This is a genomic window from Pseudomonas sp. GOM7, assembly GCF_026723825.1.
Lineage (GTDB): Bacteria > Pseudomonadota > Gammaproteobacteria > Pseudomonadales > Pseudomonadaceae > Aquipseudomonas.
In genome coordinates this window covers 1,234,289-1,252,022 of the sequence record NZ_CP113519.1, presented here as the reverse complement: position 1 = coordinate 1,252,022, position 17,734 = coordinate 1,234,289, and the positions used below count along the sequence as shown (strand labels likewise).

Below are 17,734 nucleotides of genomic sequence, written 5' to 3'. Positions count from 1 at the left end.
GTCACATCTGTAACCGCAAAGCTTTGGGGCCGATTAGGATTCGACGCCGGTAGCGAAGCTCGAGGTGCATGCCGACTTGGTAACAGAAGTCGTAAATCAACTGTTGCAACTTTCTATAGTTGCCAATGACGAAAACTACGAGGGCTACGCTCTCGCTGCGTAAGCGGCGCGACTAGTCCTTCTGGTAGCTTCGGCTCCAGCGATCACTAGGGGATGCCTGTAAACCCGAAGTGATTGTCATGCAGAACAGGATCGCCGCGTAGTACGTTGTGGACGAAGTGGCTAAAACTTACACAACTCGCCCAATGCACCCTGCCCGTCGGGCGGCTGAGGGTTAACTCAATAGACACGGCTAAGCATGTAGTACCAACAGTGGAGAACTGGCGGACGGGGGTTCAAATCCCCCCGGCTCCACCAATTAAAGAAAGCATAAGCCCCTGATTTTCCTAGAGAATTTCAGGGGTTTTGTTTTTTCAGGGGCAGCGAATGTCCCGAAAGTGTCACAAGAGCCACAATTCCTGCTCAATGCTCAGGAACATCACACCCAGGACTCAAAAGGACTTGTTCATGACTCTCCAACTCAGCCAACTGGCGCCTCACGTGAAGACAGCTCTCGTTGTGATCAGCGGGATAGCGGCAGCGATCACATTCTACTGGCAGTTCCACCCATGGCTGACAGAGAAAACGAACAACCCCGCATTCTATGGGCGCTGGTTGAGCGAATACGAATACCCCAATGGTCCAGGCAGAGTGAACATTCGTGGGGTAATGGAGTACCTAGAAAACGGCACGTTTCGGTACAGCGGGCTAATGACTGTGAAGCTGCCTGACGTGAAAAGCCAGGTCATCTACAGAATCTCAAGCGCTGGAGAATGGGACGGGAACGATGAGCGAGTAATCATCAAGCTGAGCGATTCAAAAAGCGCTCTGGAGATGGTTGAGACTGACAAACTAAAGGTCAGCGGCGCCCAGTACACCAAGCTGATGGGAGAACCGCCGAAGTTCGCAGAAATCCCCCAGGGCACGCCTGAGCACTTCCAAGTGCACTTGATCGAACCCAATCGGATAACGTTGAGCGTGAGCGATCTGGATGGCAACCCAGTAACCTTCGATATGCTCAGGACTCCAAAGCGTATCCTCTGACAGAAGCCAACGGATTCAGCCTCACCGCCTCGGCCAAATGCTCCGGTGCAAGGTGAGCATAACGCATGGTTATAGCCAAGCTGGAGTGGCCCAGGATTTTCTGTAGCGTGAGGATGTTCCCACCCTTCTGCATGAAGTGGCTGGCGAAAGTGTGGCGGAGGGCGTGGGAGGCCTGGCCTTTTGGTAGGCGGATGGTCGTCCTGGCCAGAGCGCGGCGGATCGGGATGATGGCCGAGTTTGGCTGGCCGTGTTGCTTCCAGTGCTTGACGATCTTGGCTTCAAGCTCTGCAGTGATCGGCACCGAACGAACCTTACCGTTCTTGGTTCCGCTGAAGGTGATCACGCCATTGCGCAGGCCGGTCGGTTTCAGCTTCTCCGCCTCTGACCATCGAGCATCGGTGGCCAGACAGGTCAGGGCGATTATCTCGACGTATGGGTTGCCACAGCCGCGCCAGATTTCTTCCAGCAGCTCGACAATCTGTTCGGTGGTCAGCCAGGACAGCTCACGCTCCTGAACCTTGAGCGCACTGCCACCAACTGCTTTGCAGCTATATCCGAAAGCCCTACCCCATCTCCCCCAATTGCTGCAGCAAGCCCTTGCGCGCCTCGCGTGGGGCCAGGCCGGTCCAGCGTTTGAAGGCACGGCGGAAGTTGCGTACGTCGCTGAAGCCGGTCTGCACCGCCACTTCGGCGAGGGACAGATCATCACGCCCGAGCAGAACCAGAGCACGGGCGCGGCGGCTTTCGTCGATGATGCCCTGGTAGCTCAAACCCGCCGACTCGATGCGCCGACGCAAGGTGCGTTCGCTGATGTTGAGCTGGCGCGCCAGTTGCGCCAAGGAAGGCGGCGCGTCCAGTTGCTTGCGCACTTCGCGTTGCAGCCCTTCGATCAGTTCCGAGCGCTCCTGATCAAGCCAGCGTGCTTCCTTGAGCAGTTCGACCACTTCGGCCGCCACGGCGTCGTCCCGCGTCGCCAGCGGCATGTCCAGCCAGGCGGAATCGAACTCGATGGCGTTGATCTGCTCACCAAAGCGCACCGGGCACTCGAACAGCGCCTCGTACAGATCCGCATGGGCAGGACGCGGGTAGTCCAGGCATAGCAGGCGTGGCCTCAGCCGAGCAGCGCTGAGGTGGCGCACGATGCTGAGCGAGCTGGAGAAGGCTTCCTCCATGTAGAAGGCCTGCACGTCCGGCTCGTAGAACAACGGGGTCAGCAGCAAGCGTGCGCTGTCGCCCTGGATCTCCAGATCATGGCCGAGCATCGCTCCGGCATGCCGTTGGAACTGCAGGCCCAGCTCCAGCGCCTCGCCAAGGGTCGCGCAGGCCTGCATGCCAAGGCCGACCAGACCGAGGGATACCGCGCTCTGCCGCCCACCGACGAGCAGGCCCAGGCCGTTATCGCCGACCTGCTCGATCACCCGCCGCACCAGCAGGTAGCTCTGCCGATGCGACAAACGAAAGCCAGGCCTGGCCAGGTCGGTCGGGGTGAAGCCCAGCCCCAGGCAAACCCGCTCGGCGTTGCCCTGGCGTTCGGCCACGACGCGCAGCAAGGCGCGCGAGACATGAGCGGGCGCCGAGGCGTTGGAAAAGCGCGGATCGGCGATATCTTTCATGGCGATGTGTTCCTCGTGACGTCGAGCGACTGGCCGATGATAAACGACAATCAGGCTGTCCGTTCTGGCCCCCTTTGCTGTCCGTCAGCGACCTGATCAAGGCGGCTGGCTGGGGATAACGTGAGCGCCACGATTCCAATAACGGAGGCGATCATGCCTAACGACGTGCCTTATGTGGATTGCGGCGACAGCGTCTGCATCATCGGCGGCGGCCCCGGTGGCCTGTGCATGGCCCGCGCCCTGAAGCGCCAGGGCCTGGATTACCAGCAGTTCGAGCGCCACAGCGATTTCGGCGGTGTGTGGGATCTGGAAAACCCCGGCACGCCGATGTACGAGTCCGCGCATTTCATCTCCTCGCGCGACCTCTCCGGCTTTCTCGACTACCCCATGCCCAAGCACTTCCCGGACTACCCGAGCAACCGGCAGATCCTCGAATATCTGCGCTCCTTCGCCCTGGCCTTCGGCCTCTACGACAAGGTGCGTTTCAACACTGCAGTGGAGCGCGTGGACAAGGATGAGGACGGCCGCTGGATCGTCACCCTGAGCAATGGCGAACGCCGTCGCTACCGCGCACTGGTGTGCGCCACCGGCTGCAACTGGGATCCGAACATGCCGGAAATCAAGGGCCATTTCAGCGGCGAGATTCGCCACTCGGTGACCTACCGCCGCCCCGAGGAATTCAAGGGCAAGCGGGTCATGATCATCGGCGCGGGCAACTCCGGGGCCGACATCGCCTGCGACGCCGCCGCCAACGCCGACAAGGCCTTGATCAGCCTGCGCCGGGGCTACCACTTCATTCCCAAGCACATCTTCGGCCTGCCGGCGGATGAAGTCGGTGAGAAAGGCCCGCAGTTGCCGATGTGGCTGACGCGCCTGCTGTTCGGCGGCATCCTGCGCCTGGTCAACGGCAACCTCACCCGCTTCGGCCTGCCCAAGCCGGATCACAAGCTGTTCGAGAGCCACCCGCTGCTCAACAGCCAGTTGCTGCATCATCTGCAGCATGGCGATATCCAGGTGCGCCCGGACGTCTCCCACTACGAAGGCGACCAGGTGGTGTTCAAGGATGGCAGCCGCGAAACCCTCGACCTGGTGCTCTACGCCACCGGCTACAAATGGAGCTGCCGCTACGCCACCGACTACTTCGAGTGGAAAGGCGGGCGCCCGCAGATGTACCTCTCCATCTTCAGCCGGCAGCACCATAACCTGTTCGGCATCGGTTATCTGGAAACCAACTCCAGCGCCTACAAGCTGTTCGACAACGAGGCCCATCTGATCGCCTGCTACCTGGCCGACCAGCTTCAGCGCCCGCTCATGGCCCGGGAGTTCGAGGAGCTGATTCAGCATGACGAGCCCGATCTGTCCGGCGGCATCCAGTTCGTCAAATCGCAGCGCCACGAGGTGTACCTGGAAGTCCACGCGCTGAAGAAGCATATGCAGCGGCTGCGCCACCGCATGAACTGGAGCGACCTGAGCGAAGGCTACTTCGCCCCCGTGCGCCAGCAACCTGGCTATGTTGCCGTCACCCTGTCACGAGCCTCCTGAGCGAGAATCCCCATGAGCGACGTCATCCTCATCACTGGCGCGGCAGGTGGCATCGGCCAGTGCCTGTGCCGGCAATTGATCCAGCGCGACGTGCAGTTGATCCTGGCCGATCGCGATGCCGCACGCCTGCAAAGCCTATGCGCCAGCCTTGGCGAACGGGCCACGCCCTTCCCCCTCGACCTCACCGACGAGCAGCAGGTGGAGGCGTTGATCAGCTTCATCGGCGAACGCTTCGGCCGCCTCGATGCCCTGATCAACAACGCCGCCATCGTCCATGTCGAGCCCTTCGCCACGCGCAGTCATGCCAGCATCCGCCGCGAACTGGAGATCAACCTGCTGGCTCCGTTGCTGCTGACGCGCCAGGCGGTCGGCCTGCTGGAAGCCTCACGCAATGCGCGGGTGGTCAGCACCGTGTCGATCGCGGGTATCTTCCCCACCGCCGAAAGTCCCATCTACAGTGCCAGCAAGTTCGGCCTGCGTGGCGCCATGCTGTCGTTGGCCCTGGAGCTGGCGCCGCGTGGCATCAAGGTGTGCTGCGTGCTGCCCTCGGCCACCGACACGCCCATGCTGCGCCAGGAAGCCATCGATGGTGGCAATGCCCTGCAGTTCATGGATCCGCCGCAAGCGCCGCAAGCGGTGGCCAGCAACATCCTGCGCATGCTCGACAAGCCGAGCCTGGAGAGTGCGCCGAAACGCAGCGAACTGTGGCTGACCAAGCTGGTGATGCTCTTCCCCAACCTGCTGCCGCGCCTGCTGCCGTTGTTTCAGAGCCGTGGCGAGCGTGGTCTGCAGCGCTATCTGCAAGGCCTGGAGGCGCGCGGCCTGGCAGAGCGCAAGGACGGCAAGTGGCAGCTTATCGGCGAGGCCATCGACTGACGCCTGGGTTTTGCCAGGGATGGTGTTTACCTGCTTCGGCCTCTACAGCCCGCTGTCGGCCAGTCGAAGACGCCGCAACGCGCTGGCTGGTGCGTGGAACGCTTCTTGAATGCCGTGAAAGACCTGCGTTCCAACGGAGCATCAAGGTGCCCTACACAGCAACGGACAGGTCTTACCGAGTCGGCGTTCTGGCCTCGGCAGCCACGGGCCTGGTGGCGTTCATCCAGCAATCCGGGGGTGACCCGGATCGTATTCTCGGGCGCGCCGGCATCGACCCCGAATGCCTCAGCCAGCCGACCCTGAGCCTCGATCTGCACCAGTATTGCGCAGTGTTCGAGGAGGCCGCACGGCAGACGCACGACGCGCACTTCGGCCTGCGCTATGGGCGCCAGTTCAAGCCCGATGCCCTCGGCCTGCTCGGCTACATCGGCATGAGTTCGGCCACCCTCGGCGACGCCCTGCGCAACGTGGTACGGGCCTTTCCCTACCACCAGCAGGGCAGCCTGCTCAGGCTCGACGAGCAAGGCCCGCTGTGCCGGCTGGACTATCAGGTGCAGCACGGCAGCATCCTGCACAAACGCCAGGATGCCGAGCTGTCGCTGGGCATGTTCTTCAACCTGATGCGCCACGCCCTCGGCACGCGCTGGGCACCGGAGCAGGTGCACTTCGAGCACGCCCGCCCGGAGGCCTGGTACGAGCACTGCAAGGCCTTCGATGCACCGGCCTTCTTCGATCAACCGAGCAATGCCCTGGTGTTCCAGCGCAGCGTGCTGGAGCAGCCGATGCCGGGGCGCGACGCCCGCCTGCTGGCGCTGATGTTCGACAACCTGCGCCAACTTGCCAGCAGTACGGTCGAAGGCGCACCCCGTCACGGCCTGATGGACGAGGCCAGGCGGCAGATTCGTCTGTTGCTGGAAAGCGGCGAACCCAGCCTGGAGAAACTGGCCGACGGCCTGCGCCTGCCTAGCTGGACGCTGCAACGTCGCCTCAACGATGAAGGCCTGAACTTCTCGACCCTGCTCGACCAGACCCGCCGCGAGCTGGCCAGCCTGCACCTGGAACAGGGTGTCGCCCTGGCCGAGATCACCGCCCTGCTCGGCTATTCCGAGCTGAGCGCCTTTTCCCGCGCCTTTCGCCGCTGGCATGGGCTCAGCCCACGGCAGTGGCAGCAGGCGCGCCATTCAGGACACTGAGCTAACTTCGGGCGAGAACGGCGTCCAGTGCTTCCAGGAAACGTTCGCCCTGAGCGGCGCTCAGGCACAGTGGCGGGCGGATCTTGAGCACGTTGCTGGCGGGCCCGGAAGCGCCGATCAGCACGCCTTCGTCACGCAGGGCGTTGACCAGCCGCCGCGCGCCACGAGTATCGGCGCGCCCCTCGTCATCGAGCACATCGACACCGATGAACAGACCAGCGCCGCGCACCTCGCCGAGCTGCGGATAACGCGCGGCGAGGCTGCCAAGCCCGGCCTGGAGCAACGCCCCGACCCGCGCCGCATTGGCCTGCAAGCCTTCCGCCTCGATCACCTCCAGCACCGCCAGGCCCACCGCCGCCGCCACCGGGTTGCCACCGAAGGTATTGAAGTAGGCCGCACACTGGCCGAAGCGCTCGACCAGATGCGGCTGGCAGATCACCCCGGCCAGCGGGTGACCGTTGCCCATCGGCTTGCCCAGGGTCACCAGATCCGGCACCAGGCCATGCCGCTGAAAGCCCCAGAAGTGGCTGCCGGTGCGGCCGAAGCCGGGCTGCACTTCATCGGCGATAAACAGCCCGCCCGCCTCGCGCACAGCGGCCGCCGCCTCGGCGAGAAAGCCCGGCGGATCGGCAAACACGCCGTCGCTGGTGAACAGGGTATCGACCAGCAGAGCCGCCGGGCGAATGCCGTGCCGGCGCATGTCCGCCAGTGCCGCGCGCACCTGCGCGGCGAACTGCGCGCCCACCTGCTCGGGCTGCTGTGGCCGGTGCAGCGGCGCATCGACCAGGCGTGCGTCGCCGGCCAGCGGCACGTACTCGCCCATCGACGGCGACAGCTCGGCAATGGCCGTGGTAATGCCGTGGTAGGCGTAGCGGGTGACGATCACCCCCGTACCGCCGCTATGGTCGCGAGCGATGCGCAGCGCCAGGTCGTTGGCCTCGCTGCCGGTGCAGGTGAACATCACGTGCGCGGGCATCTCCGGCAGGGTTGCCAGCAAGCGCTCGGCATAGTCGAGGATGCCATCGTGCAGATAGCGGGTGTGGATGTTCAGCTCCCCCGCCTGGCTGGCCATGGCCGCCACTACGTGCGGGTGGCAATGCCCCACCGAGGGGACGTTGTTGTACAGATCCAGGTAGGCGCGACCGACGCTGTCGAACACCTCGGCGCCCCGCCCGCGCACCAGATGCAGCGGCTGATCGTAGAACAACTGGTAAGCCGGCCCCAGCAGGCGTTGTCGCCGCTCCACCAGGCGCTGGCGCGCAGCATCCAGAGTGGCGATCTGTTCACTCTCGAAGGCATTGACCTTGAGCATCCTGCGCCTCCGTCTCAGCCCAGCGCCTGCAACGACTCGGGCAGGATCTGGCCACCGTCGATGATCAGGCTCTGCCCGGTGATGTAGCCCGCCTCGCGCGAGGCGAAGAACAGCGCGCCAGCGGCGATGTCATCGACGCTGCCGAGGCGCCGCAGCGGCACAGAGGCGGCCATGCTCGCCACATAGTCCGCGCCCATCTCCTGCAGCCCTTCGGTGAGCACGTTGCCGGGCAGCACGGCGTTGATGGTGATGCCGTCGCGCGCCAGCTCGATGGCTGCGGTGCGCATGAAGCCCAATTGCGCCGCCTTGCTCGCGCCGTAATGGGCCCAGCCGGGAAAACCGGTGACCGGCCCGGTGATCGACGAGGTGAGGATCACCCGCCCGTACTCGGCCTGGCGCAGATAAGGCAACGCCGCCTGCACGCAGAGGAAGGAACCCTTGGCATTGGTCGCCAGCACCTGATCCCAGTCCGCCTCGCTCAGTTCGTCGAGGCTGCCGGAGGGGAAGATCCCGGCATTGCAGCACAGCACATCGAGGCCGCCGAAGGCCTGCGCCACCTCATCGACCAGGCCACGCACCGACGCGACACTGGCCACGTCGGCGACGAAGCCCTGCACGTCCAGCCCCTCCTCGCGCAAGGCCTCGACGCAGGCGGCGAGCCGTTCGCCATTGCGTGCGCTGAGCGCCACGCGTGCGCCTTCGCGGGCGAAGCCGCGAACGATTCCCAGGCCAATGCCGGCACTGCCGCCGGTAACCAGTACACGCTTGCCTTGCAGGGAAGTGAACATGGAGGGCTCCTTATCGAATGGATGACGCCATCCTCGCCCTGCCCCGCGCCGAACACTTGACCGCAGAGCACAAGTTGCGTGGCGAGCGATCAAATCCACCCCTGCCGGGGCGCTGTCTGTGCCGAGCGGTCAAGTTTTCGCCAGGCACGGTCAAGCCGCCAGAGCGAGCCATGGCGATGCTGGCCTCATCGTCAGTCATCAGGAGCGCCCGCCATGCTTCAGGCCGCCACCGTCGATCAGCTAGCCCAGGCCATGCTCGCGCGTTACCCCGCGTCATGCCGGGGCCGTCTGCAGTTGCTCTGCCTGTCGGAGAACGCCACCTACGCCGTGCACGGCGTAGGCGTGCGTCATGTGCTGCGCCTGCACCGCCCGGCCTACCACAGCGCCCAGGCGATCCGCAGCGAACTGCACTGGCTCGATGCCCTGCGCGCATCGGGTGTGGAGGTGCCCAAGGCCCTGCCCGGCCTGGATGGCGAATGCCTACAGCAACTCGAACTGGCCGGCCAGGAACGCCATGCCGTACTGTTCGAGTGGATCGACGGCACGGAACCGGATCCCCGGCAGGATCTGCTGGCCTCCTTCGAGCGCCTGGGCGCGATCAACGCCCGCCTGCATCGCCAGGCGCGCGACTGGCCTTTGCCAGCCGGCTTCGAGCGCCTGTGCTGGGATCACGCCAGCATGCTCGGCGCCGATGGGCACTGGGGCGACTGGCGCCAGGCGCCCAACCTGAGCGCGGCGCAGCAGCCACTGATCGAGGCCACGCTACTGCGCCTGGCCGAGGAGCTGGCCGCCTATGGCCAGAGCAGCGAACGCTTCGGCCTGATCCACGCCGACCTGCGCCTGGCCAACCTGCTGGTGCAGGGCGAGCGCACGCGGGTGATCGACTTTGACGACTGCGGCTTCGGTTGGTACCTGCACGACCTCGCCTCGGCCCTGAGCTTTCACGAGGATCATCCAGACGTGCCGCGCTGGGTCAGCCACTGGCTGCAGGGCTACACCCGCGAGCACGGCCTGAGCGACGCCGAGCTGGCGATGATTCCGGCTTTCGTCGTGCAGCGCCGCCTGCAACTGCTGGCCTGGACCGGCACCCACGCCGAAACCCGCACCGTGCAGGAGCTGGGGTCGGACTGGGCCAGCCGCTGCCTGCCGCTGTGCGAGGCCTACCTGGAAGGACGGCTACGCCTCTACTGAGCCTGGCGCAACAGCACCTCGCTCAAGGCCTGCGCGGCACTGGATAGCTGGCGCCCGGCCTGGTGCAACAGGCCGACGCGACGCGACACCTGCGGCTCGCTCAGCGGCAGGCAGCGCGCGCCGAGGTCTTCCATCTGCTGCCGGCACAGTTGCGGCACGGCGCTGACGCCCAGGCCTTCGGCGACCATGCGCCCGACCGTGACCAACTGATGGCTCTCGAAGGCCACCGGCAGCTTGCCGTGACGGGCGATCACGCTGTCTTCCAGTAGCAGGCGCACCGCCGATGGCCGCTGCAGGGTGATGAAGGGCTGCTCTAGCAACTGCGCCCAGGTCAGCGCTGTGTATTCAGCCAGGTTACTGGCAGCCGGCACCACGGCGACGAAACGGTCCTCGTACAACGGTGTGAATTGCAGCCCGTCTAGGGTCGCCGGCTCGAAGGCAATGCCCAGCTCGACGCGACCGTCACGCACCATTTCCATCACCTGTTCGTTGATCACGTCATGCACCGCCACATTGACCCGTGGGTAGGCGTCGCGAAAGGCGCGCAGCGCCGCCGGCAGACGGTTGCCGGCGAACGACGGCATGGCCGCCACCGCTACCTTGCCCAACTGCAGGGTGAAGTGCTGGCGCAGCAGATCCTCGGCGTTGTCCCAGTCGGCCAGCAGGCGCACGGCAATCGGCAGCAGCGTCTCGCCCTCGGGGGTCAGCGCCACGCTGCGGGTGGTGCGCACCAGCAACTGGCCACCGAGCGCTTGCTCCAGGTTCTTGATCGCCAGGCTCAGCGCCGGCTGCGACAGATGCAGCCGTTCGCAGGCCTGGGCGAAGCTCAGGCTCTGCGCCACGGCGAGAAAGGCGCGTAGCTGCTTGACGGTCATTGATTTATTTACCTGATCAATCAAGAGGAAAAACAAACTTAACAAATAAGCTCACAGCGCAGAAGCTTGGCCTCACACCCGATAACAACAAAGAGGCAGCCTCGAATGAGCGGACTCGACAAACGCGTCGGCAGCTACGCAGAAGCCCTGGACGGCCTGCAGGACGGCATGACCGTGCTGGCCGGCGGTTTCGGCCTGTGCGGCATCCCCGAGAACCTGATCAATGAGATCCGCCGCCGTGGCGTGCGCGACCTGACCGTGGTGTCCAACAACTGCGGCGTCGACGGTTTCGGCCTCGGCGTGCTGCTGGAAGACCGGCAGATCCGCAAGATGATTGCCTCCTACGTCGGCGAGAACGCCCTGTTCGAGCAGCAACTGCTCTCCGGCGAACTAGAGGTCGAACTCACCCCGCAAGGCACCCTGGCCGAGAAGCTGCGCGCGGGCGGTGCCGGCATCCCCGCCTTCTTCACCGCCACCGGCTACGGCACCCCGGTTGCCGAAGGCAAGGAGGCGCGCGAGATCAATGGCCGCCACTACATCCTCGAACCGGCCATCACCGGCGACTTCGCCATCGTCAAAGGCTGGAAGGCCGACCACTTCGGCAACGTGGTCTACCGCCACACCGCGCAGAACTTCAACCCGGTGGTCGCTACTGCCGGGCGCATCACCGTGGTCGAGGTCGAAGAGATCGTCGAGCCCGGTGAACTCGACCCCACGCAGATTCACACCCCGGGCATCTACGTCGACCGGCTGATCTGCGGCAGCTTCGAGAAACGCATCGAAAAACGCATCCTGCGCGCCTAGGAGAAACCGGAATGGCACTGACCCGTGAACAAATGGCCCAGCGCGTCGCCCGCGAACTGCAGGACGGCTTCTACGTCAACCTCGGTATCGGCATCCCGACCCTGGTGGCCAACTACGTACCCGAGGGCATGCAGGTGATGCTGCAGTCGGAGAACGGCCTGCTCGGCATGGGCGCCTTCCCTACCGAGGAAGAAGTCGATGCCGACATGATCAACGCCGGCAAACAGACCGTCACCGCGATCAAGGGCGCGGCGATCTTCGACTCGTCGCAGTCCTTCGCCATGATCCGTGGCGGCCATGTCGACCTCACCGTGCTCGGCGCCTTCGAGGTGGATGTGCGCGGCAACATCGCTTCCTGGATGATCCCCGGCAAGCTGGTCAAGGGCATGGGCGGCGCCATGGATCTGGTGGCCGGTGCCGACAACATCATCGTCACCATGACCCACGCCTCGAAAGACGGCGAATCCAAGCTGCTGGAGCATTGCAGCCTGCCGCTGACCGGCTGCGGCTGCATCCGCAAGGTGCTGACCGACCTGGCTTATCTGGAGATCGAGAACAACGCCTTCATCCTGCGCGAACGCGCGCCGGGCGTAAGCGTAGAGGAGATCGTCGCCAAGACCGCCGGCAAGCTGATCGTCCCGGAGCATGTGCCGGAAATGAGCTTCTAAGTTGCCTACCGCCCCGCAAACGCCACCACGCCTGGCGTTTTGCGGGGTGTTTTTATATCGGTCACTTGCCCTGTAGGAGCGAATTCATTCGCGAAGCTTTTCCGCCTTTCGAGCCAAGAGGATTCCCCATGCAAGACGTCGTTATCGTCGCCGCCACCCGCACCGCCATCGGCAGCTTCCAGGGCAGCCTGGCGGAGATTCCCGCGCCCGAACTCGGCGCCATCGTCATCAAGCGCCTGCTGGAGCAGACCGGCCTCGACGCCGTCCAGGTCGATGAAGTGCTCCTCGGCCAGGTGCTCACCGCAGGCAGTGGTCAGAACCCCGCACGCCAGGCCGCTATCCGCGCCGGCCTGCCGCATGCCGTGCCGGCCATGACCCTGAACAAGGTCTGCGGCTCGGGTTTGAAAGCCCTGCACCTGGCGGCCCAGGCCATTCGCTGCGGCGATGCCGAGGTGGTGATCGCTGGCGGCATGGAGAATATGAGCCTGTCGCCCTACGTGCTGCCGAAAGCCCGCACCGGCCTGCGCATGGGCCACGCGCAGATGCTCGACAGCATGATCGTCGACGGCCTGTGGGACGCCTTCAATGACTACCATATGGGCATCACGGCGGAGAATCTCGTCGAGAAGTATGGGATCTCCCGCGAAGCCCAGGACGCCTTCGCCGCCGCCTCGCAGCAGAAGGCTGTGACGGCCATCGAGGCCGGTCGCTTCGACGCCGAGATCACCCCGGTGTTGATCCCGCAGCGCAAGGGCGACCCCATCGCCTTCGCCCGTGACGAGCAACCGCGTGCCGGCACCACTGCCGAATCCCTGGCCAAACTCAAGCCGGCGTTCAAGAAGGACGGCAGCGTCACCGCCGGCAACGCCTCCAGCCTCAACGACGGCGCCGCCGCCGTACTGCTGATGAGCGCAGCCAAGGCACAAGCGCTCGGTCTGCCGGTGCTGGCCAGGATTGCCGGCTACGCCAATGCCGGTGTCGACCCGGCGATCATGGGCATCGGCCCTGTCTCGGCCACCCGTCGCTGCCTGAACAAGGCTGGCTGGAGCCTAGATGAACTGGATCTGATCGAGGCCAACGAAGCCTTCGCCGCCCAGGCGCTGGCCGTGGGCCAGGAACTGGGCTGGGATGCCGACAAGGTCAACGTCAACGGCGGCGCCATCGCCTTGGGCCATCCCATCGGCGCCTCGGGCTGCCGCGTGCTGGTGAGCCTGCTGCACGAGATGATCCGCCGCGACGCCAGGAAGGGTCTGGCCACCCTGTGCATCGGCGGTGGCCAAGGCGTGGCGCTGGCCATCGAGCGTTGACCGTAGGGTGGATCGCGCTTCATCGATCCACCGCTTGGGTGGATGTAAACAGCGACATCCACCCTACTGCCGTAGCCTGGATGCAATCCGGGGAAACCTGGCAAGGAATTCCCGGATTGCATCCGGGCTACGTCGAACCGCTCGGCCTGGTGCCGGGCGTTGTCATTTCAACCAGCCAGGCGCAGCCAACCTAGAATGCCTGGTCAAAGCCACACAACCATAAGAAAGAGGCGTCCCCCATGTTCAACACCCTCACCCGCATGAGCGTGAGCCTGGTACAGAAGTACCTGCCCTCGCCCTTCGTTTTCTCCGCCTTGCTCACCCTGGGCGTGCTGCTCGCCGGTATCTTCTCTACCGGCCAGTCGCTGCCGGCCATGGTGCAGCACTGGAGCGGCGGTTTCTGGACGCTGCTCGGCTTCGCCATGCAGATGGCGCTGATCTTCGTCACCGGCCACGCCCTGGCCAGCGCACCGATCATCAACCGTCAACTCGACCGTCTGGCCAGCCTGGCGCGCACACCGGGCCAGGCGATCATCATGGTCACCCTGGTAGCGCTGGTCGGTTGCTGGGTCAACTGGGGCTTCGGCCTAGTGATCGGCGCCGTATTCGCCCGCGCTCTGGCGCGCAAGGTCGATGGGGTCGACTACCCGCTGCTGGTAGCCTCGGCCTACTCCGGTTTTCTGGTCTGGCACGGCGGCCTGGCCGGCTCGATTCCGCTGTCGATGGCCACCGGTGGCCCGGATCTGGCACGCATCACCGCAGGCGTGCTGACCGATCCGGTGAGCATCAGCGAAACCCTGTTCAGCCCGCTCAACCTGACCATCGTCGCCCTGCTGGCCATCGGCCTGCCGCTGCTCAACCGCGCCATGCACCCGCGGCAGCACGCCAAGGTGGCCGATGCCGCCAAGCTGGTGGAATCACGCGCCGAACTGCCGGCCCGTGATACCCCGGCGCAGCGCCTGGACGATAGCCGCATCCTCGGCCTGGCGCTGGTGGCCATGGCCGGCATCTACCTGTTCAACCACTTCGCCAGCAAGGGCTTCGTCCTCGGACTGGACGTGGTCATCGCCATCTTCCTGTTCAGCGGCCTGCTGATGCACGGCACCCCGGAACGCTATATGCGGGCGGTGGACGAAAGCGTGCGCGGCATCGGCGGCATCGTCCTGCTGTTCCCCTTCTATGCCGGGATCATGGGCATGATGATGGGCGCCAACGCCGACGGCATCTCCCTCGGCCGGCAGATCACCGAGGCGTTCATTTCCTGGTCGTCGGCCGACACCTTCCCGCTGCTGGCCTTCCTCAGCGCAGGCGTGGTCAACGTGTTCGTGCCGTCCGGTGGCGGCCAGTGGGCCGTGCAAGGCCCGATCATGCTGCCGGCTGCTCAGGCACTGGGCGTCTCGCCCACCGTCACCGCCATGGCGATTGCCTGGGGCGACGCCTGGACCAACATGATCCAGCCATTCTGGGCGCTGCCACTGCTCGGCATCGTCGGCCTCGGCGCCCGCGACATCATGGGCTACTGCCTGATCATGCTGCTGTACTCGGGCGTGGTGATCTGCGGCGCGTTCTACTTGCTCGGCTGAATCCCCGCTCGTGATCAACGCACCGGGAGGGCTCGCGAGCGAGAGCGATACGAGCCTGCTTCTAACGCAGCAGCGCCGACGCGCAGCAGGCCGAACTCAGCCCCCCATCAGCCCCTGCGCCTTGGCCATGGCCACCGCCTGGGTGCGCCGCTGCACACCGAGCTTGACGTTGATCCGCCGTGCATGGGTCTTGACCGTGTGCAGCGAAATGAACAGGCGATCGGCGATCTCCTGATTGGAGCAGCCCTGGGCGATCAACTGCAGCACCACCAGCTCCCGCGAGCTGAGCAGCGCCGTCCCGGCACTGGCCGGCTCATCCAGCGCCGGCGCCGGCTGCAACAGGCGTCGATGCAAATCATGCGCAGCCTCGCCCGGCAGCAGGCGCTTGAGCCAGTGCTCCTGGCGTTGCCGCAGCTCTTCCACGGGGCGCAGCAAGCGCAGTTGCCGCGCCTCTCCCAGGGCCTGCTGCAGCAAGGCATCGGCCTGCTCCTGTCGCCCCTGCAGCAACAACCCCTCGGCCAGCGCGAAGCGGCACTCGCACGCCATGCTGCGATGCCCGGCCAACTGGCACTCCTCCAGCAATAACTGCAGCGCGTGCTCGCCCGCCGCATGGTGACCGAGCAGCAGATCGCTGATCGCCAGATAGCGGCGCAGCCGTGGCAGCAGGTCGTAGAACTCCGAAGGTGCCAGTTGCTGGCGCTGTTGCAATTGCTGCAGGGTCTGGGCGAACAGCTCGCGCGCCCGTTCGTTCTGCCCCTGGCGCAGCAGCAGACGCCCGGCGTGCAGTTGCAGCACGCCGCGGTAACGCACCTCCGGCACGTGCGACCACTGCATGACCCGCTCGGCCTTCTGCAGCCACTGGTGGGCCTCGTCGAGATCGCCGCGTACCTCGGCCAGTTCCAGCAGGCCCAGGTAGCCGGAAATGGTGTAGGCGTCCTCGCAACGTTCGGCTTCCTGCAGGCCTTGGCGATAGGCCTGCTGCGCCGCCTCGTCCAGCCCCTGGCGGGCGAGCAGGCTGGCTCGCAGCAGGAGCAGACGGCCGAGCACCGGGCTGTGGTTGCAGTGCTCGCGGAGAAAGGCCAGGGACTGCTCGGCCAGCTCGGCGGCTCGCTCGGTCTCGCCAAGCATCTGCAGCAGCAGGCAATGATCGGTGTTGAGCAATGCCTCGAAAATCAGGCTGCCATGACGGCGCGCCAGATGCAGCCCCTGATCCAGCGCCTGCTTGGCCTGGCTCAAAGCCTGCTCGGCCATGTGCTGCTGCGCCAGGGCCTGGTAGCAGAGCACACGCTGCGACCAACTGCTCTCGTCCAGCATTGGCAACGCCTCCTGGCAATGCAGCCGTGCATCGCGACGTCCGCACTGGCGCGCCAGCACCCCCATCAAGGCCTGCCAGTGGGCGATCAGCTTGCGCTGGCGGCGGGCATCGGGTTGCGGCATGAAGTGCGCCAGCCCCTGCATGCAGGTGCGAGCCTCGTCGAAACGGGCACAGATGATCAGCGCCCAGGCCTGCAACACGATCAGCCGTGGCGAACTGCCGAACAGCCAGGCCGGCAGTTCTTCGCGCCATTGCAGCAGTTGCGCGACCGAATGCCCCTGCAGCAGTTGCTCCTGATCGAAACGCTGCAGGTAGTTGACCGCGACTTCCACCTGCCCGGCCTGCAGGGCATGTTCGACGGCCTCACGAATATCGCCCCGCTGGGCGAACCACTGGCAGGCGCGCACATGGATCGCAGCGGGCAGCGGCGCCCCCGGCAAGCGCCGCAGCACCTCGGCCAGCGGCCGCCACAGACGGAACCAGGTACCGCTGCTGTCGAGGCTGCGTACGAACAACTGGCGTCGTTGCAACTTGGCCAGCAAGTCATTGCCGCTTCCTTCCAACAGATGTTCGCAGAGCGCCGCGGAGAAACGTGGTAGCAAGGCCAGGGCGTGCAGGTGGCTACGCAGTTCGTCGTCCAGCTCGGCCAGCACTTCGTGCTGCACGTAGTCACGCAGCAACGGACAACCGTCCTGCAGACGCTGGCGCAGTGCTGCCTCGTCGGCATCGAGCAACAGCAGGCGAATGGCCGCCAGCCAGCCCTCGCTGCGCTGCAGCAGCAGTTGTCGACAGTCATCGGCCAGCTCGATGTGCAACTCGGCCAGCAGTTCGCTCAACCTGTCTTCGTCCAACGCCAGTTCCCCGCCCTCGATCTCCAGCAGATCGCCCTGCAACAACAGGCGCGGCAGGTTCCAGGCGGGTGTGCGGCGGCTGGCGACCCACCAGGTGACACTTGCCGGCGCAGCGGCGAACAGCCGGTCGAAGCAGGCATCGAGTGCGTCATCGGCCTGGCGCGGGTAGTCGTCGATGAAAATCCACAGGCGCCCGGCGCGCTCATGCAGCCGCTCCAGCAGCGCCGTTTCGTCGGCGTCGTCCAGCGACACCTGCAGCGCCTTGGCCAGTCGCTTGCAGAATTGCAGCGGCGTCAGGCTACGCCCGCCGAGGTCGAGCCAGACCCGCTCGATGGCCGTGGGCGTCTGCCGGGCGCACTGACCGAGCAACACACTCTTGCCGGTACCGGCCGGTGCACAGAGCAAACGCAGGCGCGACTCGCTGCAGAGCAGGCGCTGTAGCAAGGTGGAGCGGGAAACGACGCACGGCGGCAGCCGTGGCAGGTCGGCAGGTTGCACCTGCTGCGCACTCGGGCGAGCGATGGCAAGGGTCGGCATGGCAGCGGTTCTCTCTGCTTGTCATTGTTGAACCACCTGGCGATGGTACCCCGCTCACCTCGCACCACCACCCCTTGGTGCTTATGGTGTGAGATTCACGCGAGCGAGGTGCGCACAAAAAAGCCGGCGACGCACA

The 17,734-nt window shown here is 65.2% G+C and carries 15 protein-coding genes and 1 other RNA gene; 10 read left to right on the top strand and 6 right to left on the bottom strand.

Annotated elements, in window-relative coordinates; all coding sequences use genetic code 11:
• Positions 1 to 25 precede the first annotated feature (25 nt).
• Both ssrA and OU800_RS05670 read left to right on the top strand, forming a co-directional pair.
• Positions 26 to 417, top strand: a transfer-messenger RNA (tmRNA) gene (gene ssrA, locus OU800_RS05675).
• A gap of 150 nt (positions 418 to 567) precedes the next feature.
• The gene (locus OU800_RS05670) at positions 568 to 1,143 is read left to right on the top strand and encodes a hypothetical protein (protein ID WP_268181869.1); all 576 of its coding nucleotides are present in this window, start codon (positions 568 to 570) and stop codon (positions 1,141 to 1,143) included.
• Here OU800_RS05670 and OU800_RS05665 read toward each other — a convergent pair.
• Both OU800_RS05665 and OU800_RS05660 read right to left on the bottom strand, forming a co-directional pair.
• A complete protein-coding gene (locus OU800_RS05665) occupies positions 1,118 to 1,786 on the bottom strand; it encodes a tyrosine-type recombinase/integrase (protein ID WP_268181867.1) in 669 nt (222 codons plus the stop codon). The two genes, OU800_RS05670 and OU800_RS05665, sit on opposite strands and share 26 nt — an antisense overlap.
• Positions 1,707 to 2,756, bottom strand: coding sequence for an AraC family transcriptional regulator (locus tag OU800_RS05660; protein WP_268181865.1), 1,050 nt, complete (start codon positions 2,754 to 2,756; stop codon positions 1,707 to 1,709). The genes OU800_RS05665 and OU800_RS05660 overlap by 80 nt, the downstream gene beginning before the upstream one ends.
• A gap of 153 nt (positions 2,757 to 2,909) precedes the next feature.
• Between OU800_RS05660 and OU800_RS05655 the strand changes: the two genes are divergently transcribed.
• The 3 genes from OU800_RS05655 to qhpR all read left to right on the top strand — a co-directional run bounded on the left by OU800_RS05655 (position 2,910) and on the right by qhpR (position 6,367).
• Positions 2,910 to 4,298 carry a flavin-containing monooxygenase gene (locus tag OU800_RS05655; protein ID WP_268181863.1) on the top strand — a complete coding sequence of 463 codons (1,389 nt, stop codon included), beginning with the start codon at positions 2,910 to 2,912 and terminating at the stop codon, positions 4,296 to 4,298.
• Between the two features lie 12 nt (positions 4,299 to 4,310).
• Complete coding sequence (locus OU800_RS05650) at positions 4,311 to 5,174, top strand: SDR family oxidoreductase (protein WP_268181862.1); 864 nt, start codon at positions 4,311 to 4,313, stop codon at positions 5,172 to 5,174.
• Positions 5,175 to 5,320: 146 nt separating this feature from the next.
• A complete protein-coding gene (gene qhpR / locus OU800_RS05645) occupies positions 5,321 to 6,367 on the top strand; it encodes an AraC-like transcriptional regulator QhpR (RefSeq protein ID WP_268181861.1) in 1,047 nt (348 codons plus the stop codon).
• Between the two features lies 1 nt (position 6,368).
• Here qhpR and OU800_RS05640 read toward each other — a convergent pair whose 3' ends face one another.
• Together OU800_RS05640 and fabG are read right to left on the bottom strand one after the other, a co-directional pair.
• Complete coding sequence (locus OU800_RS05640) at positions 6,369 to 7,679, bottom strand: aspartate aminotransferase family protein (protein WP_268181859.1); 1,311 nt, start codon at positions 7,677 to 7,679, stop codon at positions 6,369 to 6,371.
• A 14-nt stretch (positions 7,680 to 7,693) separates the two neighbouring features.
• On the bottom strand, positions 7,694 to 8,467 hold the full coding sequence (gene fabG / locus OU800_RS05635) for a 3-oxoacyl-ACP reductase FabG (protein ID WP_268181857.1): 774 nt from the start codon (positions 8,465 to 8,467) through the stop codon (positions 7,694 to 7,696).
• Between the two features lie 213 nt (positions 8,468 to 8,680).
• On the opposite strand from fabG, the gene OU800_RS05630 reads away from it, so the two are divergent.
• A complete protein-coding gene (locus OU800_RS05630; protein WP_268181856.1) occupies positions 8,681 to 9,658 on the top strand; it encodes a phosphotransferase enzyme family protein in 978 nt (325 codons plus the stop codon).
• Here the strand turns inward: OU800_RS05630 and OU800_RS05625 are convergent.
• Positions 9,652 to 10,533, bottom strand: a complete 882-nt coding sequence (locus OU800_RS05625; RefSeq protein WP_268181855.1) for a LysR family transcriptional regulator — start codon at positions 10,531 to 10,533, stop codon at positions 9,652 to 9,654. The two genes, OU800_RS05630 and OU800_RS05625, sit on opposite strands and share 7 nt — an antisense overlap.
• A 105-nt stretch (positions 10,534 to 10,638) precedes the next feature.
• Between OU800_RS05625 and OU800_RS05620 the strand changes: the two genes are divergently transcribed.
• The 4 genes from OU800_RS05620 (at position 10,639) to OU800_RS05605 (ending at position 14,895) form a co-directional block, all read left to right on the top strand.
• A complete protein-coding gene (locus OU800_RS05620; protein WP_268181854.1) occupies positions 10,639 to 11,337 on the top strand; it encodes a CoA transferase subunit A in 699 nt (232 codons plus the stop codon).
• An 11-nt stretch (positions 11,338 to 11,348) separates the two neighbouring features.
• Positions 11,349 to 12,005, top strand: a complete 657-nt coding sequence (locus tag OU800_RS05615) for a CoA transferase subunit B (protein WP_003241428.1) — start codon at positions 11,349 to 11,351, stop codon at positions 12,003 to 12,005.
• A gap of 128 nt (positions 12,006 to 12,133) precedes the next feature.
• Positions 12,134 to 13,312 carry an acetyl-CoA C-acetyltransferase gene (locus tag OU800_RS05610; RefSeq protein ID WP_268181852.1) on the top strand — a complete coding sequence of 393 codons (1,179 nt, stop codon included), beginning with the start codon at positions 12,134 to 12,136 and terminating at the stop codon, positions 13,310 to 13,312.
• A 239-nt stretch (positions 13,313 to 13,551) separates the two neighbouring features.
• Positions 13,552 to 14,895, top strand: a complete 1,344-nt coding sequence (locus OU800_RS05605; protein WP_268181850.1) for a short-chain fatty acid transporter — start codon at positions 13,552 to 13,554, stop codon at positions 14,893 to 14,895.
• A gap of 96 nt (positions 14,896 to 14,991) precedes the next feature.
• Here the strand turns inward: OU800_RS05605 and OU800_RS05600 are convergent, their stop codons facing one another.
• Positions 14,992 to 17,598 carry a LuxR C-terminal-related transcriptional regulator gene (locus OU800_RS05600; RefSeq protein ID WP_268181848.1) on the bottom strand — a complete coding sequence of 869 codons (2,607 nt, stop codon included), beginning with the start codon at positions 17,596 to 17,598 and terminating at the stop codon, positions 14,992 to 14,994.
• Positions 17,599 to 17,734: the final 136 nt, after the last annotated feature.